Annotated in this window: 23 protein-coding genes and 1 pseudogene; 19 read left to right on the forward strand and 5 right to left on the reverse strand. The window is 63.9% G+C overall.

Annotation, left to right across the window (positions count from 1 at the left end):
• Positions 1-340 precede the first annotated feature (340 nt).
• From NKH03_RS30325 to NKH03_RS30335, 3 genes are all read right to left on the reverse strand, one after another.
• Complete coding sequence (locus NKH03_RS30325) at positions 341-994, reverse strand: methionine ABC transporter permease (RefSeq protein WP_352972586.1); 654 nt, start codon at positions 992-994, stop codon at positions 341-343.
• A complete protein-coding gene (locus tag NKH03_RS30330; RefSeq protein WP_352972587.1) occupies positions 975-2,063 on the reverse strand; it encodes a methionine ABC transporter ATP-binding protein in 1,089 nt (362 codons plus the stop codon). Before NKH03_RS30330 ends, NKH03_RS30325 begins: the two co-directional genes overlap by 20 nt.
• Positions 2,064-2,149: 86 nt before the next feature.
• A complete protein-coding gene (locus NKH03_RS30335; protein WP_352972589.1) occupies positions 2,150-3,004 on the reverse strand; it encodes a MetQ/NlpA family lipoprotein in 855 nt (284 codons plus the stop codon).
• 501 nt (positions 3,005-3,505) lie between these two features.
• Between NKH03_RS30335 and hpaR the strand changes: the two genes are divergently transcribed.
• Positions 3,506-3,901, forward strand: a complete 396-nt coding sequence (gene hpaR, locus NKH03_RS30340) for a homoprotocatechuate degradation operon regulator HpaR (RefSeq protein WP_352972606.1) — start codon at positions 3,506-3,508, stop codon at positions 3,899-3,901.
• Positions 3,902-4,103: 202 nt separating this feature from the next.
• Here hpaR and NKH03_RS30345 read toward each other — a convergent pair whose 3' ends face one another.
• Complete coding sequence (locus tag NKH03_RS30345; protein ID WP_352972607.1) at positions 4,104-4,352, reverse strand: flavin reductase family protein; 249 nt, start codon at positions 4,350-4,352, stop codon at positions 4,104-4,106.
• Positions 4,301-4,432: a flavin reductase family protein gene (locus tag NKH03_RS30350; RefSeq protein ID WP_352972590.1), complete on the reverse strand. Its 132-nt coding sequence runs from the start codon at positions 4,430-4,432 to the stop codon at positions 4,301-4,303. The genes NKH03_RS30345 and NKH03_RS30350 overlap by 52 nt, the downstream gene beginning before the upstream one ends.
• Here NKH03_RS30350 and NKH03_RS30355 point away from each other — a divergent pair.
• The 18 genes and pseudogenes from NKH03_RS30355 to NKH03_RS30440 form a co-directional block, all read left to right on the forward strand.
• Positions 4,423-4,723: pseudogene (locus NKH03_RS30355) on the forward strand (cupin domain-containing protein); the annotation flags it as partial. The gene NKH03_RS30350 and the pseudogene NKH03_RS30355 sit on opposite strands and share 10 nt — an antisense overlap.
• A 779-nt stretch (positions 4,724-5,502) precedes the next feature.
• Positions 5,503-6,597, forward strand: coding sequence for a transporter substrate-binding protein (locus NKH03_RS30360; RefSeq protein ID WP_352972592.1), 1,095 nt, complete (start codon positions 5,503-5,505; stop codon positions 6,595-6,597).
• Positions 6,594-7,211, forward strand: a complete 618-nt coding sequence (locus tag NKH03_RS30365; RefSeq protein ID WP_352870246.1) for an ANTAR domain-containing response regulator — start codon at positions 6,594-6,596, stop codon at positions 7,209-7,211. Before NKH03_RS30360 ends, NKH03_RS30365 begins: the two co-directional genes overlap by 4 nt.
• A gap of 19 nt (positions 7,212-7,230) precedes the next feature.
• Complete coding sequence (locus tag NKH03_RS30370) at positions 7,231-8,097, forward strand: ABC transporter permease (protein WP_352972608.1); 867 nt, start codon at positions 7,231-7,233, stop codon at positions 8,095-8,097.
• Positions 8,094-9,014: an ABC transporter permease gene (locus NKH03_RS30375; RefSeq protein WP_352878234.1), complete on the forward strand. Its 921-nt coding sequence runs from the start codon at positions 8,094-8,096 to the stop codon at positions 9,012-9,014. The genes NKH03_RS30370 and NKH03_RS30375 overlap by 4 nt, the downstream gene beginning before the upstream one ends.
• 64 nt (positions 9,015-9,078) lie before the next feature.
• Entirely contained in the window at positions 9,079-10,722 is a 1,644-nt protein-coding gene (locus NKH03_RS30380) for an ABC transporter substrate-binding protein (RefSeq protein ID WP_352972593.1), read from the forward strand.
• Complete coding sequence (locus NKH03_RS30385) at positions 10,712-11,656, forward strand: acetamidase/formamidase family protein (protein ID WP_352972595.1); 945 nt, start codon at positions 10,712-10,714, stop codon at positions 11,654-11,656. Before NKH03_RS30380 ends, NKH03_RS30385 begins: the two co-directional genes overlap by 11 nt.
• Positions 11,657-11,792: 136 nt before the next feature.
• Positions 11,793-13,556 carry an ABC transporter ATP-binding protein gene (locus NKH03_RS30390; RefSeq protein ID WP_352972597.1) on the forward strand — a complete coding sequence of 588 codons (1,764 nt, stop codon included), beginning with the start codon at positions 11,793-11,795 and terminating at the stop codon, positions 13,554-13,556.
• Positions 13,557-13,803: 247 nt separating this feature from the next.
• A complete protein-coding gene (locus NKH03_RS30395) occupies positions 13,804-15,012 on the forward strand; it encodes an ABC transporter substrate-binding protein (protein ID WP_352972598.1) in 1,209 nt (402 codons plus the stop codon).
• 11 nt (positions 15,013-15,023) lie between these two features.
• A complete protein-coding gene (locus NKH03_RS30400) occupies positions 15,024-15,803 on the forward strand; it encodes an ABC transporter ATP-binding protein (RefSeq protein ID WP_352870240.1) in 780 nt (259 codons plus the stop codon).
• Positions 15,796-16,506: an ABC transporter ATP-binding protein gene (locus tag NKH03_RS30405; RefSeq protein ID WP_352972599.1), complete on the forward strand. Its 711-nt coding sequence runs from the start codon at positions 15,796-15,798 to the stop codon at positions 16,504-16,506. Before NKH03_RS30400 ends, NKH03_RS30405 begins: the two co-directional genes overlap by 8 nt.
• A 7-nt stretch (positions 16,507-16,513) precedes the next feature.
• Entirely contained in the window at positions 16,514-17,401 is an 888-nt protein-coding gene (locus tag NKH03_RS30410) for a branched-chain amino acid ABC transporter permease (protein WP_352870238.1), read from the forward strand.
• Between the two features lie 43 nt (positions 17,402-17,444).
• Positions 17,445-18,416, forward strand: a complete 972-nt coding sequence (locus NKH03_RS30415; protein ID WP_352972609.1) for a branched-chain amino acid ABC transporter permease — start codon at positions 17,445-17,447, stop codon at positions 18,414-18,416.
• 307 nt (positions 18,417-18,723) lie between these two features.
• Positions 18,724-19,794: a type 1 glutamine amidotransferase family protein gene (locus NKH03_RS30420; RefSeq protein WP_352972600.1), complete on the forward strand. Its 1,071-nt coding sequence runs from the start codon at positions 18,724-18,726 to the stop codon at positions 19,792-19,794.
• Between the two features lie 136 nt (positions 19,795-19,930).
• Complete coding sequence (locus tag NKH03_RS30425) at positions 19,931-20,596, forward strand: AraC family transcriptional regulator (protein WP_352972601.1); 666 nt, start codon at positions 19,931-19,933, stop codon at positions 20,594-20,596.
• 27 nt (positions 20,597-20,623) lie between these two features.
• Complete coding sequence (locus NKH03_RS30430) at positions 20,624-20,953, forward strand: helix-turn-helix transcriptional regulator (protein WP_352972602.1); 330 nt, start codon at positions 20,624-20,626, stop codon at positions 20,951-20,953.
• Positions 20,954-21,061: 108 nt separating this feature from the next.
• A complete protein-coding gene (locus tag NKH03_RS30435) occupies positions 21,062-21,901 on the forward strand; it encodes an SDR family NAD(P)-dependent oxidoreductase (RefSeq protein ID WP_352972603.1) in 840 nt (279 codons plus the stop codon).
• Between the two features lie 320 nt (positions 21,902-22,221).
• A complete protein-coding gene (locus tag NKH03_RS30440; protein WP_352972605.1) occupies positions 22,222-23,049 on the forward strand; it encodes an SDR family oxidoreductase in 828 nt (275 codons plus the stop codon).
• Positions 23,050-23,165 lie beyond the last annotated feature (116 nt).

Here is a 23,165-nt window from a genome sequence, read left to right on the forward strand (position 1 = left end):
CTCCAGCTCCAGCCAGAAGGTTGAATCAAATTCCAATCGATTTGGGAATCCCTTATCGACTCACCGTAATTTCATCCCGCTCTAGTCCCACAGCATCATAGTGACCAGCCTCGGCGCTGCCCCTCACCTGCCTGCCGGCATCCTCTCCCCGTATAGTGACGGGGAGAGGGGCGCTGTCGTTGACGATTTCGCCAGTTACCAGCGTTACAGGAAGAATGTCGGCGTTACGGCCAGCTCCTCTCTCCCGTTTTACGTCCGGCAGGACAGTGAGGGGCGGCGCCAACGGTAAGATTGCTCCGGAGAAGGCCTCGGCCGAACCGAATGTTCAGCCGGCTGACCATTATCTCCGATCCAGCCTCGCCACCAGGCGATCCCCCACCCATTGAATGCCGCAGACCAGGATGATCAGCACGATGACCACGGCGATCATGACGCTGGTCTCAAAGCGCTGGTAGCCGTAGCGGATGGCGAGGTCGCCGAGGCCGCCGGCGCCGATGACGCCGGCCATGGCCGACGCGCCGATCAGCGTCACCAGCGTGACCGTGAAGCCGGCGACGATGCCGGGCAGGGCTTCGGGCACCAGCACCTCGCGGATAATCGTCCAGCGGTTACCGCCCATGGCCCGCGCCGCCTCGATCAAGCCGTGGTCGACCTCGCGCAGCGACACTTCGGCGATACGCGCATAGTAGGGCGTGGCGGCGATCGACAGCGGCACGATCGCCGCCCAGGTGCCGATCGAGGTGCCGACGATCAGTCGCGTCACCGGGATCAGCGCCACCAGAAGGATGATGAAAGGCACCGAGCGGAAGCCGTTGATGACGGCGCCGAGCGCCCGGTTCACCCATAGGCTCTCGGCAATGCCGCCGCGTTCGGTGGCGATCAATGCGAGCCCGAGCGGCAGGCCGAACACCAGTGAGATGAAGCCGGAGGCGGCCGTCATAAGCACCGTCTCCCAGATGGAACGCAGCAGAAGTTCAAACAGGATTGGCGACATGGCCAAGCACCTCCACCCGCGCCTGGCGGGCCTTCAGGAATGTGATGATTTCAGCGAGATGATCTGCATCGCTGCCGGGGACCGAAAGGAACAGCGTCCCGACAGGCTGCTGCTGGATATGGTCGATGCCGCCATGGATAAGGCGGAAGGCGCCCGGAACAGCAACGGCAAGGTCGGACAGCAGCGGGCCGTTTGCCGCCTCGCCGGCCACGTCGACGCGCAGGATCGTCTCGGCGCCGGCCGCCGGCAGCAGCCGGGCTGTCAGCTCGGCCGGCAGTTGCGGCCGGATGGCGCCGAGCAGGCTTTTTGTGATGTCGGAGCGCGGATCGGCGAACACCGACCACACCGGCCCTTGCTCGACGATGCGCCCGGCATCGATCACCGCCACCCGGTCGGCGATCGAGCGGATCACTTCCATCTCATGGGTGATCAGCAGGATGGTCAGGCCAAGCCGCCGGTTGATGTCCTTGAGCAGCGCGAGAATGGAGCGCGTCGTCTCCGGGTCGAGCGCCGAGGTCGCTTCGTCCGACAGCAACAGCGCCGGGCGTGCGGCAAGCGCCCTGGCGATGCCGACGCGCTGCTTCTGGCCGCCCGACAGCGATGCCGGATAGGCTTTTGCCTTCTCCGACAGACCGACGAGATCGAGCAGCTCGGCCGCGCGTGCCAGCCGCTCGGCCCTCGGGCGGCCTTCGATCTTGAGCGGCAGCGCCACATTGTCCTCGACGGTCTTGGCCGACAAAAGGTTGAAATGCTGGAAGATCATGCCGATGCGCCGGCGCAGCGGCTGCAGGTCGCGCTCGCCGAGCCGGCCGATCTCGCGGCCTTCGATGAACACTTCGCCGGAATCGGGCCGTTCCAGCCCGTTCAGGCAGCGGATCAGCGTCGACTTGCCGGCGCCGCTGCGGCCGATGATGCCGAGGATCTCGCCCTTGCGCACAGTCAGCGAAATGCCGTCGAGCGCTGCCGTCACACCGAAGCGGCGCTTAAGCTCGACAAGGCGCACGACATCTTGCTGTGTTGCGCTGGCCTGCTCCGTGGTCTCGGCGGTCAAGGTAAAGTGCTGGTTCATGGGCGGATCCTGAAAATACGAGTGCGGCCCGCGCGTGGCGCGGACCGCCTTGCAGTCAATGCTGACGCTTTAGCGCCTGTATGTCCTCAATAGGCGCTGAGGCCGGTGCCCTTGTAGACCTTGTCGAACTCGGCTTTCACCGCCTCGTTCTGGTACGAAGCCACCAGCGTCTTCACCCAGGCCTCGTTCTCGTTGCCGGTCTTCACCGCGATGAAGTTGCGGTACGGATTGTCGGCAATGGGCTCCTGCGCGATGCGGTTTTCCGGCGTCAGCCCGCTTTTCAGCGCCCAGTCGGTGTTGACCACGGCGGCATCGAGATCCTCCACCGAGCGGCCGACGATACCGGCGTCGAGTTCCTTGATCACCACCTTCTTGGCATTCTCGGCGATGTCGGCGGTGGTGGCCAAGATGCCGGTCCCGTCCTTCAGCTTGATCACGCCTTCATTCTGCAAGACGCGCAGTGCCCGACCTTCATTGGACGGGTCGTTCGGCACGCCGATGACCGCGCCCTCGGGCAGCTCGGCAACCTTTGTGTACTTCTTCGAGTAGAGGCCGATCGGCCAGACGCCGGTGTAGCCGACCCGGACGATGTGATAGCCTTGCGTCTTGATCTGGTTGTCGAGATAGGGCTGGTGCTGGAAGGCGTTGGCGTCGATTTCGCCACGCTCCAGCGCCTCGTTGGGCTGGGTGTAGTCGTTGAACACCACGGTCTCGATGGCGAGGCCCTTTTCGGCCGCCTGGGCGACGACGACCCGCCAGACATCCTCGTCCTCGCCGCTGATGATGCCGACCTTGATCGCCTTCTTGTCTTCGGCGAACGACACGCTGGGCGCCATCAGGCTGCCGACCGCGACGGCCGATGCGAACAGCAGAGCAAGGCCGCTGCGCCGGTTGACGGTTGACCAAAGGGAAGATGGCAAAGTGTTTTTGAAGTCGGGCATGATTGATCTCTGCGGTTGTGAAGTCATGGCAGCCGGCCGGATTGCCTAGCCTTGGTCACATCCTCAGAAATTCTATGGATTATATCAAAGAACGCGTTTCGCCGTTCTCGCCAAAGCCGGGAATATTCTCTCAAAAATTTGAAGAGCGTGAGCAAAAGACGCCGCCTGACAGGCCGCGGTGGGTCTGGTGCGATCCTGTACCCTCGAGAGGAGATCAGATTCGGAGAAGGCTCAGCGCCACATCGACCTTGGCATCGAGATTGGCCGAATACTCGATGGAGAAGTGAGGCACGGCGCTTCGTTCCCAGGGTTATTGCTTTGTTGTAGTTAACGCGTTAATTACATGCGGCATCCACGAAGTCAAGTCTTGCATCGGGTTTGGCGCAACGATACGGGATGGCAGGAACGGGCCTTGGCTGAGGGAAGGCCTGTTTTCGATCGCAAGCCAGTGTGGGGAGACTGTTTTTCTTGCTGCCTGAAAACACCCGTCGTTCCCTGCCGATGGCGCTCCTTCACGCCCGTGAAGCGGTGATGGCGCGGTTTCGCCCGATGCTCGCGGCGCATGACGTGACCGAACAGCAATGGCGCGTGCTGCGTGTGTTGAGCGAAGCCGGCCCGGTCGAGGCGACGGAGCTTGCCGATCGCGCCTCGGTGCTGCCGCCCAGCCTGACGCGCATCATCAAGGCGCTCGAGGGGCGGAAATTCATCACCCGCAACAAGGCGGAAGTCGACGGCCGCCGCGTCGTGCTGACCATCGCCCCGGCCGGCTCCGCCTTGATCGACGCCCTGTCGCCCGAGCGGCGCGTCATCTATGACGACATCGAACAGCGTTTTGGCCACGACAAGCTTGAGCAACTGCTCGATCTCCTGGAAAGCCTGATCGACGGCGAGGGGTGAGACAGTTCAGCACCTCCGCGCGGAAGTTTTGACTGGTCGCCTGCGCTAGAGACCGCATGCCTTGATTGGCGGAAACATCAATCGCTTCGTCATCCTATGGCGGAGCAAGGAGCGAAGCGACGCGGCGCAGACTGTAGGATGACGAAGTTGGGGGGAGGCTTCGGCCAACTTCGAATGTTCGTGTAGCGCTACCAGCGAAAACTCACCCGCCAAAGCTGCCAAGCCGCGTCGGCTGTGTGTAATTGCGGTCGACATAGAGCAGGGCCGAGCCCCCGCTGCCGTGCCGGACATCGATGACGCGGCCGATCATCACATTGTGCGTGCCGACGACATGCACAGTCTCGATCTCGCAATCGAAATTGACGATCGCAGCGCCGGCGTGCCGGAGGTCAGCGTCTGTCAGCGCGCCGCGGAGTAGCGCGCCTCCATGTCCCTTGTCGCGCCGGCGAATTTTCCCGCCAGATGCATGTGGTCATGCGTCAGCACGTTGACGCAGAAGCGCCGGTTGGACAGGAACACCCTTGTCGGCACGGAAATCTTATCGCATCTTGCGGCCGCTCGATGTCGGTTTCCTGCATGTCGAGACGGTGCTTGCCCGCGCAAACGTTCATCTTGGCCAGGTCGCGGCGCACAAACATCCGCAGATGGGCCAGATCACCTATTGGACCGGCGGCTCCGGCACCTACCGCATTGAAGACCGGTCCTGGGACTTTTCCGCGCCCGCCGTCAGCTTCGTTGCCGAGTACGATCGTGCATGGCTTCTCGATCGGGCCGGGCGCCGACGCCATCGTCGTGTCGGTCGCCGACGATGCGCTCGCCGCCCGTGGCCACTTTTTCGTGAAGCCGCACGGGTTGATCCAAGCGACTGTTTGCCTAGGTAAAAGGAGCGGCGGGCGCCACGCAAATCCCACAATCGGTATGACATTTTCCTGTATTCGAAAGCTTGCCCTTCCTGTTCTGTTCGTCGGCATGCAATCCTCCTGTGTCATTCCCGACGATACGTCGCGCGTCGCCAAGGTTGACCCCACGGTGGCGGCGGCTCGCAAGGAGATGGTCGGCCTCAGCGAAGCCGACGTCCGGATGTGCGCGGGGTTTCCGACCGCCACCGCTGACGCTGGCCGATCGGGCCAGATCTGGACCTATAAGCGCGTCGTTCAGCGCGGCAATCTCAGCATTGTCGTCCCAACCCTGGCGGTAGGCGCGATCCCGGTGGTCGGCGGCTCCGTCAATGTCGCTCCAGGCGGCTATTGCGACACGCAAATTCGCATGGTCGACGGCCGCGTTGCCGAAGTTGCCTACGCCGGCGACAACAATCTGCCGAACAGCCGCGACGCGCTTTGTGTCAGCACGGTGGACGCCTGCTTGGCCTATGCCCGCCAACACAGTCAGAGGCCGGCGGCCAGATAGCTGGCGGCAATGAGACAGCGATGGCAGGCAGTGGGTGTCGCACATGGATATCGTTGGGGGCTTGACTGACCGCCCCTACCGAATAGGTTAGCCATCGGAAAAATACCGGCTCTGATCGCCGGGCGGCAAATATGCCTCGTATGCCTCGCCCTCCGGCGCTGGCTGCGGGGCATTGTCATTTCTAGGGGATCTGTTTGAAACGGCGCATCGAGATCGGCATCCTCTATTCCCGCTCGGGGAGCTATCAGCTCGTGTCCGATGCGTGCCGCATGGGCGCCATGCGCGCGATCGCCGACATCAACGCCGACCGGAGCTCAGGCATCGAGCTGGTGCCGGTCGAGCGCGATCCGCAAAGCAATGCCGATCGCTACGCGACGCTCTGCGAGGACATCTTCAAGACCAGCAGCGCGCGCCATGTCGTCGGCTGCGTCACCTCCTGGAGCCGCAAGGAGACGATTCCCGTGCTGGAGAAGGCGGGCGGCATGCTCTGGTACGCCTGCCCCTACGAGGGCTTCGAGGCCAACGAGCATGTCGTCTACATGCACGCCTGCCCCAACCAGCATCTGGTGCCGTTGATGGCGCATGTCGTGCCGCGCTTCGGCGCCAACGGCTTCCTGCTCGGCTCGAACTATATCTGGGGCTGGGAGATGAACCGCGTCGCGCGCGACCTGATCGCCGATGCCGGCGGCAAGGTCCTGGGCGAGCGCTATCTGCGCATCGGCGAGACCGACGTGTCGCGCCTGATCGCGGAGATCCGCGCCACGCGGCCGAACTTCGTCCTCAACAATTTGATCGGCACGTCGTCTTACGCCTTCCTGGCGGCCTATCGCGACCTCGCGGCTGAGAATCCAGCCTTCAGCCCGGAAGCCTGCCCGGTCATCTCCTGCAACCTCACCGAGGGCGAGCTGCCGGCGATCGGTGTATCAGGCAATGGGCATTTGTCGGTTGGGCCGTATTTCGCGCCACGCCCGGCCGCATTCGCCTCGTCCTTCGAGGCCTCGGCCTATGCCTCCGTGCAAGTGATGGCCGACGTGCTCTCCAGCGATCCCGATGCCGGCCCGGCGGAATTCTCCAAAGCCTTCGCCGAACGGCGCTTCTCCACCCGGCTAGGGCCGATCGCCATCGACGCCCACTCCCAGCACGCCACGCTGCCCGTGATCATCGGGCGCATCGCGGATGGCTTCTTCGAGGTCGTCAGCCGCGAGGACGAGGTCGCCCCGGATCCGTATCTGTCGCGCTACGACCCCGCCAAAACGTTCGGCCGTCCGCGCCTGAGGGTGGTGTCGTGACGAGGACGCCGCGCATCCCCAATCTCGGCGGCGCCAGGGCCTTCATCCTGCATCGCCCGCATCCGACGGTGCAGGCCATCACCCGGCAATTGTCGGCCATCGGCCTGATCACGCTGGACTGCTGGCCCGAACTGCCGCCCGAGGCGTTGGCGGCCGATTTCGTCTTCTTCGACGCCGATCTCGGCTTTGACGAGCAATTCCCGTGGAAGCCGGGCGAAGCGCCGATGCCGCTGGTGGCGCTGATCGGTTCGGAGGCGCCGGGCCGCATCGAATGGGCGCTGTCGCACAAGGCCGATGCGCAACTGCTGAAGCCCGTCGGCAATGCCGGCGTTTACAGCGCGCTGCTGATCGCGAGGCAGAGCTTCGAGGCGCGCAAACACCTGGCCAGCGAGATCGCTTCGCTTCGCCAGCGTGTCGCCGAGCGTCAGACCATCGTACGCGCGGTGGCCGCACTGTCGAAAGGCACGGATGACGAGCGCGCCTATGCGCGGCTGCGCTCGCTGGCGATGAGCTGGCAGATCAGCGTCGAGGATGCCGCGCGCCGGATCGTGGCGATGACAAGCGAGGAAGCAACGGGGGAAGAAGGCGGCGATGACCAGTCCCATCGCGCCTGATCTCCCGGCGGCCGGGCGCATGCCGGTCAAGCCGCGCGCCGGCGTCTGGCGCCGTCTGGTCAAACGCCGTCTGGCTCTGCTCGGCCTGGTGATCGTCGCCATTGTCGTCGCCGGCGCCGTGCTGGCGCCGTGGCTGACCGGCCACGACCCCAACGAGCAGATGTTCGACGGCCTGACCATCGAGGGCTCGCCCTTGCCGCCGGACGCTAAATTCTGGCTGGGCACCGATCTGCTCGGCCGCGATCTCCTGACCCGCATCCTCTATGGCGCCCGCACCTCGCTGATCATCGGCATAGTCGCCAATGGCGTGGCGCTGTTCATCGGCACGCTGGTCGGCGTCACCGCGGGCTATTTCCGCGGCTGGATAGGCGGCGCGCTGATGCGCTTCACCGATCTGATGATGGCGTTCCCAGCGCTGCTGCTCGCCATCTGCCTGGCGGCGGTATTCCAGCCCAGCCTGTGGATCGTCGCCATGGTCATCGCCCTGGTCAACTGGGTGCAGACCGCGCGCGTCATCTATACCGAAACCTCATCGCTCGCCGAGCGCGAGTTCATCGACGCCGAACGCACCATTGGGGCGAGCGCGCCGCGCATCCTGTTTCGCCACATCCTGCCGCATCTCCTGCCGACCATCATCGTCTGGGGCACGCTCGGCATTTCGACCACCGTGCTGCTCGAAGCGACGCTCTCCTTCCTCGGCATCGGCGTGCAGCCGCCTACCGCGTCCTGGGGCAACATCATCTTCGAGAACCAGACCTATTTCCAGGCGGCACCCTGGCTGGTGTTCTTCCCAGGTGCCGCGATCCTGGCGCTGGCGCTGGCCTTCAACCTGATTGGCGATGCGCTGCGCGACATCCTCGATCCGACGCAAAGAGGCCGGGCATGATCGCCTATCTCGGCCGCCGCCTCATCCAGTCGCTGCTCATCCTGCTCGGCGTCTCGCTGATCACCTTCGCGCTGCTCTACCTCTTGCCGGCCGACCCAGTGCGACAGATCGCCGGCCGCAGCGCCACGCCGCAGACGGTCGAGAACATCCGCCAGCAGCTCGGCCTCGACCAGCCCTTCGTCGTCCAGTACTGGCGCTATCTGGTCAGGCTGCTCAGCGGCGATCTCGGCCGCTCCTACATCCAGCGCTCCGAGGTCACCGAGCTGATCGTCTCGCGGCTGCCGGCCAGCTTGCTGCTGATGGTCGGCGCCATCCTGTGCGAGCTGCTGCTCGGCCTCGGCATGGGCCTGATCGCCGCCGTCAAGCGCGGCACCGCCACCGACCAGACCTTGATGGTCGCCTCCTTCGTCGGCGTCTCGGCACCGCAATTCGTCGTCGGCCTGCTGCTGCTCTACGTCTTTGCCGTGCGGCTCAGCTGGTTTCCGATCGGCGGCTACGGCACCTGGCGTCATCTGGTGCTGCCGTCGCTGACCATGGGCATCCTCGGCGCCGGCTGGTACGCGCGCATGATGCGCTCGTCGATGATCGACGTGCTGCGCCAGGATTATGTCCGCACCGCGCGCGCCAAGGGCCTGGCGCGCCGCGCCATCCTCTTCCGCCATGCGCTGCCCAACGCCATCCTGCCGGTCATAGCCATGATCGGCATCGACATCGGCATCTTCATGGGCGGCATCGTCGTCGTCGAAAGCGTGTTCGGCTGGCCCGGCATCGGCCAACTGGCGTGGCAGGCCATCCAGCGGGTCGACATTCCGATCATCATGGGCGTCACGCTGGTGTCGGCCTTCGCCATCGTGCTCGGCAATCTGCTTGCCGACATCATCGCGCCCTTCATCGATCCCCGCATCAAGCTCAGGTGACAACCGGACCTGAGCGAAAACAACATGACATGACTGAAACCAAACAGAGAAAGGGAACATAAAAATGAAAAAGTTTCTCGCATCCACGGTAGCGGCATCGGCGCTGGCGCTGATGCTCGGCATGACAAGCGCCCGCGCCGAGGACACCGTCGATCCGAACGCCAAGCAGGGCGGCGCCATCACCCTCACCTACAAGGACGACGTCGCCACGCTCGATCCGGCGATCGGCTATGACTGGCAGAACTGGTCGATGATCAAGAGCCTGTTCGACGGGCTGATGGACTACGAGCCGGGCACCACCAACCTGAAACCCGATCTTGCCGAGAGCTACGAGATCGCGCCCGACGGCAAGACCTTCACCTTCAAGCTGCGCCATGGTGTGAAATTCCACAATGGCCGCGAGATGACCGCCGACGACGTGAAATATTCGCTCGACCGCGTCACCAATCCGAAGACCCGGAGCCCCGGCGCCGGCTTTTTCGGCTCGATCAAGGGCTATGACGATGTCGCTGCCGGCAAGGCCGAGAGCCTTTCCGGCGTCACTGTCGTCGACCCCTACACGGTCAAGTTCGAGCTGACCCGTCCCGATGCCACCTTCCTGCATGTCATGGCCATCAACTTCTCACATGTCGTGCCGAAGGAAGAGGTCGAGAAATACGGCGCCGATTTCGGCAAGCATCCGGTCGGCACCGGTGCCTTCAAGCTCACTGAGTGGACACTCGGCCAGCGCATCGTCTTTGAGCGCAATGCGGACTACTGGCACAAGGGGCTGCCGCATCTGGACAAGATCACCTTCGAGATCGGCCAGGAGCCGATCGTGGCGCTGCTGCGCCTGCAGAAGGGTGAGATCGACGTTCCCGGCGACGGCATTCCGCCAGCCAAGTTCCAGGAGGTGATGGCCGATCCCGAGCAGAAGGCGCGCGTCGTCGAAGGCGGCCAGCTGCACACCGGCTACGTCACCATGAACACCACCATGGCGCCGTTCGACAATGTGAAGGTGCGCCAGGCGGTCAACATGGCGATCAACAAGGCGCGCATCATCCAGATCATCAACGGTCGCGCGGTGCCGGCCAACCAGCCGCTTCCCCCGTCGATGCCCGGCTACGACAAGGAGTACAAGGGCTACCCCTACGACGTCGCCAAGGCCAAGGCGCTGCTTGCCGAAGCCGGCCATCCCGATGGGTTCGACACGCAGTTGTTCGCCATGAACACCGATCCCAACCCGCGCATCGCGCAGGCGATCCAGCAGGACCTGGCGGCGATCGGCATCAAGGCCAGCATCCAGTCGCTCGCCCAGGCCAACGTCATCGCCGCCGGCGGCGACAAGGCCGGCGCGCCGATGATCTGGTCCGGCGGCATGGCCTGGATCGCCGACTTCCCGGATCCGTCGAACTTCTACGGCCCGATCCTCGGCTGCGCTGGTGCGGTGCCGGGCGGCTGGAACTGGTCGTGGTATTGCAACAAGGATCTCGACGCTAAGGCGGCCGAGGCCGACTCGGTGGTCGATCCGGCCAAGGCCGGCGAGCGCGACAAGATGTGGAGCGCCATCTACGACAAGGTGATGGAGGACGCGCCCTGGGCGCCGGTCTTCAACGAGCAGCGCTTCACCATGAAATCGGCCCGCATGGGCGGCGCCGACAACCTCTATGTCGACCCGGTCCATATCCCGATCAACTACGACAATGTGTTCGTAAAAGATGTGCAATAACTGCGACTACACCATCCACGGGCGCCATCATCATTTCGGCTGGGACAATTCGTTTGCCCCGGCCGAGCGGGTTGCGCCCGGCTCGACCATCGAGTTCCAGTGCCTCGATGCCGGCGGCGGCCAGCTGAGGCCCGACAGCGCCGTTGCCGACGTCGCCAAGCTCGATTTCGCCATGGTCAATCCGGTGACCGGTCCGATCTTCGTCGAGGGTGCCGAACCGGGTGACGCGCTGAAGGTGACGATCGAGCTGTTCAAACCGTCCGGCTTCGGCTGGACGGCCAACATTCCGGGTTTCGGCCTGCTCGCCGACGAGTTCAAGGAGCCGGCGCTGAACATCTGGAAATATGACGCCGGTTCACTCGAGCCGGCGCTGTTCGGTAAAAACGCCCGCGTGCCGTTGAAACCGTTCGCCGGCACCATCGGCAACGCACCCGCCGAGATGGGCCACCACTCGGTGGTGCCGCCACGCCGCGTCGGCGGCAATCTCGACATCCGCGATCTCGCCGCCGGCACCACGCTCTATCTGCCGGTGGAAGTGGCGGGCGCGCTGTTTTCGGTCGGCGACACCCATGCCGCGCAAGGCGACGGCGAGGTCTGCGGCACGGCGATCGAAAGCCCGATGGATGTCGTGCTCAAGCTCGACTTGGTCAAGGATGCCAGGCTGAAGACGCCGCGCTTCACCACATCCGGCCCGGTGACGCGCCATCTCGACGCCAAGGGCTATGAGGTGACAACCGGCATCGGTCCTGACCTGATGGCCGGCGCCAGGGAAGCGGTTGCCCAGATGATCGATTTGCTTTCCGCTCGCTACAAACTCGACCCGGTCGAGGCCTATATGCTGGCCTCGGTGTGCGGCGATCTCCGCATCAGCGAGATCGTCGATATGCCGAACTGGGTGGTGTCGTTCTACTTCCCACGCTGCGTGTTTGAATGATTTTGGGCCGGCGCCGCACCCCCACCCCGCTGCTTCGCAGCGACCCTCCCCACAAGGGGGAGGGTACAGCGCTGCCGCCCCACCTCCCCCTTGTGGGGAGGTCGGACCGCAGGTCCGGGTGGGGGCTTCGCCCGCAATGACCTCAACCCCCAAACCCATCCTCGACATCGCCAACCTCTCCGTCAGCGTGCGCGGCGAGGACGGCGAGCGCGAGGTGGTCTCCAACCTGTCGCTGACGTTGGCACGCGGCGAAACGCTGTGCATCGCCGGCGAATCCGGATCCGGCAAATCGATGACCGCGCTGGCGATCATGCAATTGCTGCCGCAGCCTGCCGCCCGGATTTCCTCCGGCACCATCCGGCTCGGTGAGACCGAGCTCACAGCGCTCGACGAGCGCCGGATGCGGCGCATTCGCGGCGACCGCATCGCCATGATCTTCCAGGAGCCGATGACCTCGCTTAACCCGGTGCTGTCGATCGGCCGGCAACTGATCGAATCCATCGAGGCGCATACCAGCCTGTCGCCAACCGAGGCCCGCCAGTGCGCCATCGAGGCGCTGACGGCGGTGCGGATTTCCGAAGCCGAAAGCCGGCTAAAGCAATTTCCGCACGAACTCTCCGGCGGCATGCGCCAGCGCGTGATGATCGCCATGGCACTGGCGCTCGAACCCGACGTGCTGATCGCCGACGAGCCGACGACGGCGCTCGACGTTACCGTGCAGGGCGAGGTGCTGGAACTGCTGCGCGACCTGCAGCGTCAGCATGGCACCAGCGTCATCCTCATCACCCACGACATGGGCGTCGTCGCCGAAATGGCCGACCGCGTCATCATCATGCGGCATGGCCGCATGGTCGAAGAGGGAAAAACATCAGACATCTTCGCCAGGCCGCGGGCCGACTACACGCGCGAGCTGCTTGCCGCCGTGCCGCGCATCGGCAGTGGCGTCGGTCGCCAGAGATCCAGGGATGCCGAGGCTGCGACACCGGCCAATGTCGCTGATGTCAAAGACCTGCACGTCCGCTTCGATCTGCGTGGCGGCATCTTCGGCCGAGTCACCCGCCGCGTCCACGCCGTCGAAGGCGTCAGCTTTTCGATCGCGCCCAACGAGACGCTGGCGCTGGTCGGCGAGTCCGGCTGCGGCAAGTCGACCACCGCCAAGGCGCTGGCCGGATTGGTGCCTTACAGCGGCGACATCGTCATCGGTGGCCGCAACCTGTCGGGCCTCGGGCGCGACGAGCGCGAGGCGGTGCGCCGCGACGTGCAGATGATCTTCCAGGACCCCTACGCCTCGCTCGATCCGCGCATGCGCGTCGGCGACCTCGTCGCCGAGCCGCTGCTGATCCATGGCATCGCGTCGAAGGAAGAGCGCAGCCAGCGTGTCGCGGAGCTGTTCGAGCGCGTCGGCCTGTCGGCCGACCAGATGGAGCTTTATCCGCATGAATTTTCCGGCGGTCAGCGCCAGCGCGTTTGTATCGCGCGCGCTCTTGCGCTGCGGCCGAAGCTGATCATCGCCGATGAAAGCGTCTCGGCGCTCGACGTCTCGGTGCAGGCGCGCGTGCTCGATCTGTTGAAGGAATTGCAGCGCGAATTCGGCGTCGCCTATCTCTTCATCTCGCACGACATGGCGGTGGTCGAGAACATTTCCGACCGCGTCGCAGTCATGTATCTCGGCCAGATCGTGGAAATGGGCACGCGCGACCAGGTCTTTTCCAACCCGCGCCACCCCTATACAAGACGGCTGATCGAAGCCGTGCCGGTGCCCGACCCGGGCAAGCGAAGAAGCCGCTTCGCCCGCCTCGACAAGGAGATCCCGAGCGCCACCCGCAAGATCGGCGAGGCGCCGTTGAAATTGGTGCTAAGGGATGTCGGCAACGGCCATCTGGTCGCCGCGGAGGGCTGAGCACGTCGTAGCGGCGCCGGAATTCCAGCAGCTCGGGACAACCGCCGTGACGCCCGGACGGTTCACATGTTGGTGTTTCATCTCGGGCTCATGGCCGGCATTATGCCGCCAAAGCGGCATCGCCTCGAATATGAAATTCGCCATTGCCCCTTGCCGTCCATCCCCATTTTCCTCATGTTCAGCTGTGCTTTGCAGATGATCGATCGTAGGGGGCGGCCGGATTCATCGTAATGGGAGGAAGTAGACCATGAAGGCATGTTATCTCGTTTCTGCCGCCCTTCTCGCCGCGGCCGCGATCCCCGCCTCGGCCGCCGAGATTTCCGACGGCAAGGTCAAGATCGGTATCCTCAATGACCAGTCGGGCGTCTATGCCGATTTCGGCGGCAAGTGGTCGGTCGAGGCGGCCAAGATGGCGGTCGAGGATTTCGGCGGCAAGGTGCAGGGAGCGTCGGTCGAAATCATCAGCGCCGACCACCAGAACAAGCCTGACATCGCCTCCAACGTCGCGCGGCAGTGGTACGACACCGAACAGGTCGATGCCATCATGGAATTGACGACCTCTTCGGTGGCGCTCGCGGTCCAGGGGATTTCCAAGGAAAAGAAGAAGATCGATATCGTCACCGGTGCGGCGACCACCGAGCTGACCGGCAAGCAGTGCTCGCCCTACGGCTTCCACTGGGCCTATGACACCCACTCGCAGGCGGTGGGAACCGGCGGCTCTCTCGTGCAGCAGGGCGGCGACAGCTGGTTCTTAGTCACCGTCGACTATGCATTCGGCTATTCGCTCAAGGAGCAGACCGCCAAGTTCGTCGAGAGCCATGGCGGCAAGGTGTTGGGCGAAGTGCGTTATCCCCTGGGGGCGACCGATTATTCGTCCTTCCTGCTGCAGGCGCAATCGTCGGGCGCCAAGGTCATCGGTCTGGCCAATGCCGGCCTCGACACCTCCAACTCCATCAAGCAGGCGGCCGAATTCGGCATCGTCCAGGGCGGCCAGCGTCTTGCAGCACTTCTCTTCACGCTGGCCGAGGTGCATGGGCTTGGCCTTCAGGCGGCGCAGGGCGTCGTGCTGACCGAGGGTTTCTACTGGGATCGCGATGACAAGAGCCGCGAATTCGCGCAGCGCTTTTTCAAGCGCACCAACCGCATGCCGAACATGATCCAGGCCGCCACCTACTCGGCGGTGACGCAATACCTGAAGGCGATCGACAAGGCCGGCACCGACGAGACCGAAGCCGTCGCCAAGCAATTGCATTCGATGCCGGTGAACGACGTTTTTACGGCCAACGGCAAGGTGCAGGCGGACGGCAACATGATCCACGACATGTATCTCTATCAGGTCAAGTCGCCAGCCGAGAGCACCAAGGAGTGGGACTACTATAAATACCTCGCCACCATCCCTGGCAACGAGGCATTCCTGAACGAGAAGGAAAGCGGCTGTCCGACGGCCAGCCAGTGATCGGCGCGGCCATGGCGCCGCCTGACTTGAACGCGAACGAGCCGCTTGTGGTGCTTTCCGCCCGCGGTTTGCGGCGTGACTTTGCCGGCTTCGTCGCCGTCAAGAACGTCGATCTCGATGTCCGCCATGGCAACATCCATGCGCTGATCGGACCCAACGGCGCCGGCAAGACGACCGTCTTCAATCTGCTCACCAAGTTCCTGGCGCCGACCAGCGGCAGGATCGAGCTGCTCGGCCACGATATCACCCGAACCTCGCCGGCCAGGGTCGCGCGGATGGGTCTGGTGCGCTCGTTCCAGATATCGGCGATTTTTCCGCACCTCAGCGTGCTCGACAATGTGCGCGTCGCGCTGCAGCGGCCGGGCGGGCTCAGCGTTCAATTCTGGCGCTCGCTCGCGGCACTCGATCGGCTGACGCCGCGCGCCGTGGAACTGCTGCGGTCGGTCGGTCTCGACGACGCCAGGAACAGGCTCGCCGGCGATCTCTCCTATGGCAGGAAACGCGTGCTGGAGATCGCCACGACACTGGCGCTCGATCCGAAAGTGCTGCTGCTGGACGAGCCGATGGCCGGCATGGGGCATGAGGACGTGGCCACGGTTTCCGACCTCATCCGCTCGGTGGCCAAGGATCGCGCCGTGCTGATGGTCGAGCACAATTTGACTGTCGTGGCCGACCTTTGCGACTGGATAACGGTCATGCAGCGCGGCGAGGTCCTTGCCGCTGGCGACTACGCCACCGTCAGCCGCGACGAACGCGTGAAGGTCGCCTATATGGGCACCGCCGATGACTAGTGCCGCGCCTCTCCTTGCGGTCAGCGGCCTCAACGCCTGGTATGGCGAGGGCCATGCGCTGCACGGCGTCGATCTGGAGGTGTTTGCCGGCGAGACGGTCACGCTGCTCGGCCGCAACGGCGTCGGCAAGACGACGACGCTGCGCTCCATCATGGGGCTGATCCGCAAGCGCACCGGCCGGATCGCTTTCGGCGGCAAGGATCTGATGCGGCTGCCGCTGCACCGCACCGCTCATCAAGGCATCGGCTTCGTGCCGGAGGAACGCGGCATCTTCGCGACGCTGACCGTCGACGAGAATCTGGTGCTGCCGCCGGTCGTCGCCGAAGGCGGCATGAGCGTCGAGGAAATATTCGAACTCTTCCCCAATCTGAAGGAGCGGCGCAACAGTCCCGGCACGAGGCTGTCGGGCGGCGAACAGCAGATGCTGGCGATCGCGCGCATGTTGCGAACCGGCGTGAAAATGCTGCTTCTCGACGAGCCGACGGAGGGTCTCGCTCCCGTCATCGTGCAGCGCATCGGCGAGTTGCTGGCGACGTTGAAAGAGCGCGGCATGACGATCCTGCTGGTCGAGCAGAATTTCCGCTTCGCCAGCCGTGTCGCCGACCGTTTCTATCTGATGGAGCACGGCAAGGTCGTGGCGGGGTTTCCGGTCGGCGAACTGCCGGACCGCATGACGCAGCTCCACGAAGTCCTGGGTGTATGATGGCGCCATGACGATGATCTTCGGAATCCCCGTTCAGGCCTTCCTCGGCCAGTTGCTGGTCGGGCTGATCAACGGCTCGTTCTACGCCATGCTGAGCCTGGGTCTGGCCGTCATATTCGGCCTGCTGCGCGTCATCAATTTCGCCCATGGCGCCCAGTATATGCTCGGCGCCTTCGTCGGTTATCTGCTTCTCACCTATCTCGGCATCGGCTATTGGCCCGCCTTGATCCTTGCGCCGCTGATCGTCGGCGTCTTCGGCATCGTTGTCGAGCGCCTGGCGCTGTCGAAGCTGTACGATCTCGATCCGCTCTACGGCCTGCTCTTCACCTTCGGCCTCGCGCTCGTGCTCGAGGGCATATTCCGCTACTACTACGGCGTCTCGGGAAACGCCTACGCCGTGCCGCCGCTGCTTTCCGGCGGCACCAATCTCGGCTTCATGTTCCTGCCCAACTATCGCGGCTGGGTGGTGGTCGCCTCGCTGATCGTCTGCTTCGGGACCTGGGCGCTGATCGAGAAGACCAGGTTGGGTTCCTACCTGCGCGCGGCGACCGAGAATCCCCGCCTCGTCCAGGCTTTCGGCGTCAACGTGCCGTTGCTGCTGACCCTGACCTACGGCCTCGGCTCAGCCCTTGCCGGGCTTGCCGGTATTCTGGCGGCACCCGTCTATCAGGTGAGCCCGCTGATGGGATCGGATCTCATCATCGTCGTCTTCGCGGTCGTCGTGGTCGGCGGCATGGGATCGATCCTCGGCGCGATCGTCACCGGCTACATGCTCGGCCTCGCCGAGGGCCTGACCAAGGTCTTCTACCCCGAGGCCTCCAACCTCGTGGTCTTCGTCATCATGGCCATCGTGCTTTTGGTCCGGCCTGCCGGCCTGTTCGGAAGGGACGCCTGACATGTCGGAAGGGACATCCGAGATGTCGGAAGCGACATCCGACATGGCCGAACTGACGCTTCGCGAGAAGCCCGTCAGGACCTCGGCACGGCTCGAATGGACGCTGGTCGGGCTCGGCATCCTGGCGCTGCTGGTGGCGCCTTTCCTGGTCTATCCGATCTTCCTGATGAAGATGCTGTGCTTCGCGCTGTTTGCCTGCGCGTTCAATCTCCTGCTCGGCTATACCGGGCTCCTGTCGTTCGGCCATGCCACCTTCTTTGGCGGCGCCGCCTACTTCACCGCGCATGCCGTCAAGGTCTGGGGCTGGCCGCCGGAAGCGGGCATCCTGCTCGGCATGGCGGGCGCGGCCGTGCTCGGCCTTGTCATGGGCTTCTTCGCCATTCGCCGGCAAGGCATCTACTTCGCCATGATCACCCTGGCGCTGTCGCAGATGTTCTTCTTCTTCTGCGTGCAGGTGCCCTTCACGCAAGGCGAGGACGGCATCCAAGGCGTGCCGCGCGGCATGCTGCTCGGCGTGCTCGACCTGAACGTGTCGCTGAACATGTATTATTTCGTGCTGGCGGTGTTCCTGATCGGCGTCTTCGCCATCTGGCGCATCGTCAATTCGCCGTTCGGCATGATCCTGCGCTCGATCCGCGAAAACGAGAACCGCGCCATTTCGCTGGGCTATTCCGTCGCCAACTACAAGCTAGGGGCCTTCGTCATGTCGGCCGCGCTGGCCGGGCTGGCCGGTTCGCTCAAGGCGATCGTCTTCCAGTTCGCCACGCTCACCGACGTCACCTGGCAGATGTCGGGCGAGGTGATCCTGATGACGCTTCTCGGCGGCATCGGCACGATGGTCGGCCCGATCATCGGCGCAAGCCTGGTCATCGGACTGGAAAACACGCTTGCCACCTCCGGTTTTCCGGTGACCATCGCCACCGGCCTGATCTTCATGGTGTGCGTGCTGATCTTCCGGCGCGGCATTGTCGGCGAATTTTATGCGCGGGTGATCAAGCGGGCGGGGAAGGAGTGATCGGCTCCGGATCGACTGCGCGTGATTGAGCGGACCTCGTCAGGGGCGCTTTGCCCGTTGTAGAAACGTCTTGATCGGGGGCCGGAAGCGGACTTGCGGCTTGGAGGCCTGGAATGTGAGAAGCGGACGTTCAGGCGCCCCCATCGACGCGATCTGACCCAACGCGGACACCAGAAATTGGCGGCCATCGCCAGTCTTCTGTCGCATCCTGCAAGTGAATGCCACAGGAGGCGTGCCTATATCTGCCGATGAATGGCGGGGACGGCCTAGTCGTCACCCCGGCCGAAAGCATCGAAAGGAACAAGTCATGCCCACCACCAAGCGCCGCGCATTGATCCTCATCTCCTCCGGCCGCCAGCTGCCGCTGGCCGAACCGGCCGATGTCAAGTCGATCTCGACAGGGTTCTTCCTGGTCGAGATGGCTCAAGTGCTCAAGGAGTTCGAGAACGACTACGAGTTCACCTTCGCCACCCCCGACGGCAACGCCCCGCAACTCGACATCAACGGCATGGCCCTGTCCGTGCAATCCATCGAGAAGACCGGCGCCATCACCATCCCCCTCCGTATGCAGCAGCGCCGCCGCTCGTTCGACGTCAACAGCTTCCGGCAGCGCCACCCCGCGTTGGTCGCCCGCCGCGAGCAGGAAGTCCAACTGCTGGAACGGCACATCGGCCGGGTCCCGGTCTCCGAACTGTTGCCCAACAGCGAACCGGAGCTCGCCGCGTACCGCCCCGAACTGATCCGCCGCCTCGACAAGCTCCCCGAGGGCACCTTCCACTCGCTGCAGGAACTCGTCCAGCGTCACCGCGACCCGGCCGACCCGTTCACTTTCGCCGACTTTGACTTCATCCACACCCCCGGCGGTCACGCACCCATGGTCGACTTCCGTGACAACCCGTGGCTCGGCGAAACCCTCCACGTAGCCCGGGAGAATGGCGTCGTCATCTCGCTGATCTGCCACGCGCCCGTGGCGGTCACCTCCACCCGGCAGCGCGTCGACGCGCAGGGCCACCCCTACCTCGTTAGCGACAACCCGTTCCTCGCCGCCACCATCTCGACCGTCCCCGCAATCGGCGAGCTGTTCGCGCTGCGGTTCCTCTACCCGCGCGTCCCCGGCAAGAAGACCCGAACCGCCTACTTCGTCGACAAGGCCATCAAGGAAGCTGGCTTCAAACTCGCGACCTCCCTCAACATCGCCGCCCCGCTGCTGGCCTACGAGCCATCCGTGCGGCTGCTCACCGGGAACGGGCCGCAGGCCATCGACCAGCAGGCCGCCAAGCTGCGCAGTGTCCTCGCCGGCACTCACGCCACCCGGCGCGCCAGCGGCAAGCAGTTGAGCGAGCAACCGTTGCCGTCCACCCTGCCGGTCACACAGTAGACGACCCGGTAGAGCAGATGGATCAGTGGATCGGTCGCGGATTCGGGGTACGCTGTGATCGAACGGGGGTCGGGCTGGACGACGATAGGACAGCGGCGCTCATGCGCCGCCATTACGGGCGAGTGAAAGGCCTGCCATGACACGGCTACCAATCGACAGATGCAAAGTCCCGCAGGCCTTTTGGCGCGCGGTAGAGCGGGCTGGCATCTCACCGGCGGCATTGTTGAGGCAAGCTCGGTTGCCTGCGACGCTCCACATTTCCGAAGACGCCTGGGTCAATACCGCCCAATACTTCGACCTCTGGCAAGCGCTGGAGGAGCTGTCGGGCGACCCCGCCATCGGGCTGCATATCAATGTAGCGGCAGATACAACGGTCCATCCCCCCGCAACCATGTCGGCCTTCTTCGCCAAGGATTTCCGCGACGGCCTCAATCGTCTTGCCAGGTTCAAGCGGCTTTGCACCCCGGAAGAGCTGCACGTGATAGAACGTGATGGTGAGGCTTTTGTCAGCTTCGCCTGGATCCACGCCGTTGGCCCGGAGCCTGACGTAGCGGTCGACGTGACGTTTGCAGCAATCCTTGAATTGGGACGACGTGGAACAGGTCGTCACATCGTCCCGCTGCGCGTGGAAATGACCCGAGCAGGCCCGACGACCCGAGAGCACAAGGGGTACTTCGGAGCGCCAATAACCTTCGGGGCGCCCAAGAACCAGCTGGTGCTGCGTGCTGATGATCTGGATCGACCGTTTGCTGGGCACAATCCCGAGCTGCTCGCCATCCTTACGCCGGCACTGTTGGCCTAACTCGACGAGATCGATGCGCAAAGCTCGTTGCCGGAACAGGTCAAGATTGTTCTGAAGCGGCGGTTGGCCAGCGGCAAGCCCGAACTATCGGACGTGGCCAACGCCCTGGGGATGGGCGAGCGCACGCTGCAGCGCCGTATTTCGGAATCCGGGACAAGCTTCAGGCAGCTACTGGAAGCTTCGCGCCAAGAGCTTGGTCGCGAAATGCTCGCCAGTGGCGCGAATGCGGCCGACGAGATTGCCTACCTGTTAGGCTTTCAGGATACCAGCTCGTTCTATCGCGCCTTCCGCGAGTGGGAAGGCGTCACCCCCGCTCAGTGGCGCGAGCAGAACATCGAGGCCTCTCGCCTGAACTAGATTGGCGCCCATCGCCAGTTTTCTGTCGCAACCTGCAAATGAACTCGACAGGCGGCCTGCCTACCTCAAGAGACGTGCCCAATGGCACCCAAATCATGAGGTAGTTTGATGTCGAAAATCTGGTTCATCACGGGCGCGTCGCGTGGATTTGGCCGCATCTGGGCGGAAGATGCACTCAAGCGGGGCGATAAAGTCGTCGCGACCGCTCGATCGCTGACCGATGTAGCTCCGCTTGCTGACAAGTTTGGAGACTCGGTCCTGCCTCTAGCACTTGACGTGACACACCGCGACCAAATTGCCGATGTCGTCTCTAAGGCGCATGCGCATTTCGGTCGTTTGGATATCGTCATCAACAATGCCGGCTATGCGCTGATAGGGGCGATCGAAGAAGCCAGCGAAGCCGAGGTCCGCGCCGAGTTCGACACCAACTTCTATGGACCTCTCTCTGTAATCCAAGTGGCCCTTCCGCTTCTGCGCGCGCAGGGGAGTGGTCACATCATTGGCGTTTCGAGCGTGGCGGGCATTTACGCCGGGCCGATGACTGGCATGTACCATGCGTCCAAGTGGGCGTTTGAGGCGCTCCATGAGAGTCTGTCCAAGGAGGTCAAAGGGTTCGGCATCAAAGTAACGCTTTTAGAACCCGGCGCCTACGCGACGAACTTCGCAAGCCAGACATCCATGAAGCTCGCCAAGGGTCTCGACCTCTATTCAGAGACGCGGGCCCAGGTTTTCGCATCGGGCGCAGAGATGGTAGTCGGCAATCCAACCGCGACCTCTGCTTCATTGTTCAAAATCGTGGATGCTGAGCAGCCGCCATTACGCTTCTTCGTTGGCTCGGAAGGGCTGCCAGTCGCTCGTACAACCTATGCAGAACGCCTCGCGGAATGGGAAGCTTGGGAGGAAACCTCCAAGTCAGCTCAAGGAGAATACCGAAACCAGTCTTCTTGATATCAGATGAGAAGGCGGCAGGGTGGTGGCTATATGCTTCGGCATGGACTGGTGCTACGCGCTGATGACCTAGATCGGCCGTTCGCCGGGCCCAACCCCGAACTCCTCGCCGTCTTGACACCGGCGCTGTCGGCCTACCGCGCCTTCCGCGAATGGCAAGGCGTGACCCCCGGTGGCGCGAGCAGAACACCGACGTCTCTCGCCTGAACTAGAGATTGGCGGCCATCGCCAATTTTCTGTCGCAACCTGCAAATGAATGTGACAGGGCGCGCGCCTACCTCCAAGAGGTGCCCAATGGCACCCAATCATGAGGTAGATCGATGTCGAAAATCTGGTTCATCACCGGTGCCAATCGCGGCTTTGGCCGCGTTTGGGCGGAAGCCGCACTCAAGCGCGGCGACAGGGTTGCCGCAACGAGCCGGCAGCCTGAAGCCTTGCAGGATCTCGTTACTCAATTCGGCGGTGCGGTCCTGCCCCTGCGGCTGGATGTGACCGATCGCGCCACCGCAATTGCCGCTGTCGAACAGGCTGCCAAAACATTTGGTGGTCTCGACGTTGTCGTCAACAATGCCGGCTACGGCCTGTTCGGTGCAGTCGAAGAAGTCACGGAGCAGCAGGTGCGCGATCAGCTCGAAGTGAATTTCTTCGGTGTGCTGAACGTCACCCAGGCCGTCTTGCCCATCCTGCGCAAGCAGGGGCATGGCCACATCATCCAGGTGTCCAGCATCGGTGGCCTGATCGCCTACCCCAATCTGGGGGCCTATCACGCCTCCAAGTGGGCAGTCGAAGGCCTCACCGAGGCGCTGGCGCAGGAGGTTGCCCCGTTCGGCATCAAAGTGACCTTGGTGGAACCGGGCGGCTATGCCACCGACTGGGGCCGGGGCTCGGCTGTCCATGCCAACCCGGCGCCGCAGTATGACCCCCTGCGCCGTGCCCAGGCAGACATCTGGGCCAACGTGCCTGCGGAGTTCATTGGCAAACCGGCGGCGACGGGTCCGGCGATCCTGCAGGTCGTCGATGCCGCCGAGCCTCCGACCCGAATCTTTTTCGGGCTCACCCCAACCAGGACCATCGTCGATGTCTACGCCAAGCGCCTCCAGACCTGGAAGGACTGGGAGGCGGTTTCGATCGCGGCCAACGGCCACTGAGGCAACAGCCCGCGGGGGCCGCGCGCAGCGGGCCCCCCGCCCGGGAACCCCCCCCCCCCGTCGCGAGTAGGGGCCCAAACCCCCCCACCCCCGGGGGCCGGGAAATAAGGCGCGGG

It is taken from the genome of Mesorhizobium sp. M1406, assembly GCF_040317555.1.
Lineage (GTDB): Bacteria > Pseudomonadota > Alphaproteobacteria > Rhizobiales > Rhizobiaceae > Mesorhizobium.

Coding starts and splice junctions, on each gene's coding strand:
- NKH03_RS30425 (WP_352972601.1), top strand. CDS start 19,931: ATGACACGGCTACCAATCGACAGATGCAAAGTCCCGCAGGCCTTTTGG.
- NKH03_RS30390 (WP_352972597.1), top strand. CDS start 11,793: ATGACCTCAACCCCCAAACCCATCCTCGACATCGCCAACCTCTCCGTC.
- NKH03_RS30400 (WP_352870240.1), top strand. CDS start 15,024: ATGGCGCCGCCTGACTTGAACGCGAACGAGCCGCTTGTGGTGCTTTCC.
- NKH03_RS30405 (WP_352972599.1), top strand. CDS start 15,796: ATGACTAGTGCCGCGCCTCTCCTTGCGGTCAGCGGCCTCAACGCCTGG.
- NKH03_RS30410 (WP_352870238.1), top strand. CDS start 16,514: ATGACGATGATCTTCGGAATCCCCGTTCAGGCCTTCCTCGGCCAGTTG.
- NKH03_RS30385 (WP_352972595.1), top strand. CDS start 10,712: ATGTGCAATAACTGCGACTACACCATCCACGGGCGCCATCATCATTTC.
- NKH03_RS30330 (WP_352972587.1), bottom strand. CDS start 2,063: ATGAACCAGCACTTTACCTTGACCGCCGAGACCACGGAGCAGGCCAGC.
- NKH03_RS30375 (WP_352878234.1), top strand. CDS start 8,094: ATGATCGCCTATCTCGGCCGCCGCCTCATCCAGTCGCTGCTCATCCTG.
- NKH03_RS30435 (WP_352972603.1), top strand. CDS start 21,062: ATGTCGAAAATCTGGTTCATCACGGGCGCGTCGCGTGGATTTGGCCGC.
- NKH03_RS30415 (WP_352972609.1), top strand. CDS start 17,445: ATGGCCGAACTGACGCTTCGCGAGAAGCCCGTCAGGACCTCGGCACGG.
- NKH03_RS30325 (WP_352972586.1), bottom strand. CDS start 994: ATGTCGCCAATCCTGTTTGAACTTCTGCTGCGTTCCATCTGGGAGACG.
- NKH03_RS30370 (WP_352972608.1), top strand. CDS start 7,231: ATGCCGGTCAAGCCGCGCGCCGGCGTCTGGCGCCGTCTGGTCAAACGC.
- hpaR (WP_352972606.1), top strand. CDS start 3,506: ATGGCGCTCCTTCACGCCCGTGAAGCGGTGATGGCGCGGTTTCGCCCG.
- NKH03_RS30440 (WP_352972605.1), top strand. CDS start 22,222: ATGTCGAAAATCTGGTTCATCACCGGTGCCAATCGCGGCTTTGGCCGC.
- NKH03_RS30335 (WP_352972589.1), bottom strand. CDS start 3,004: ATGCCCGACTTCAAAAACACTTTGCCATCTTCCCTTTGGTCAACCGTC.
- NKH03_RS30395 (WP_352972598.1), top strand. CDS start 13,804: ATGAAGGCATGTTATCTCGTTTCTGCCGCCCTTCTCGCCGCGGCCGCG.
- NKH03_RS30380 (WP_352972593.1), top strand. CDS start 9,079: ATGAAAAAGTTTCTCGCATCCACGGTAGCGGCATCGGCGCTGGCGCTG.
- NKH03_RS30420 (WP_352972600.1), top strand. CDS start 18,724: ATGCCCACCACCAAGCGCCGCGCATTGATCCTCATCTCCTCCGGCCGC.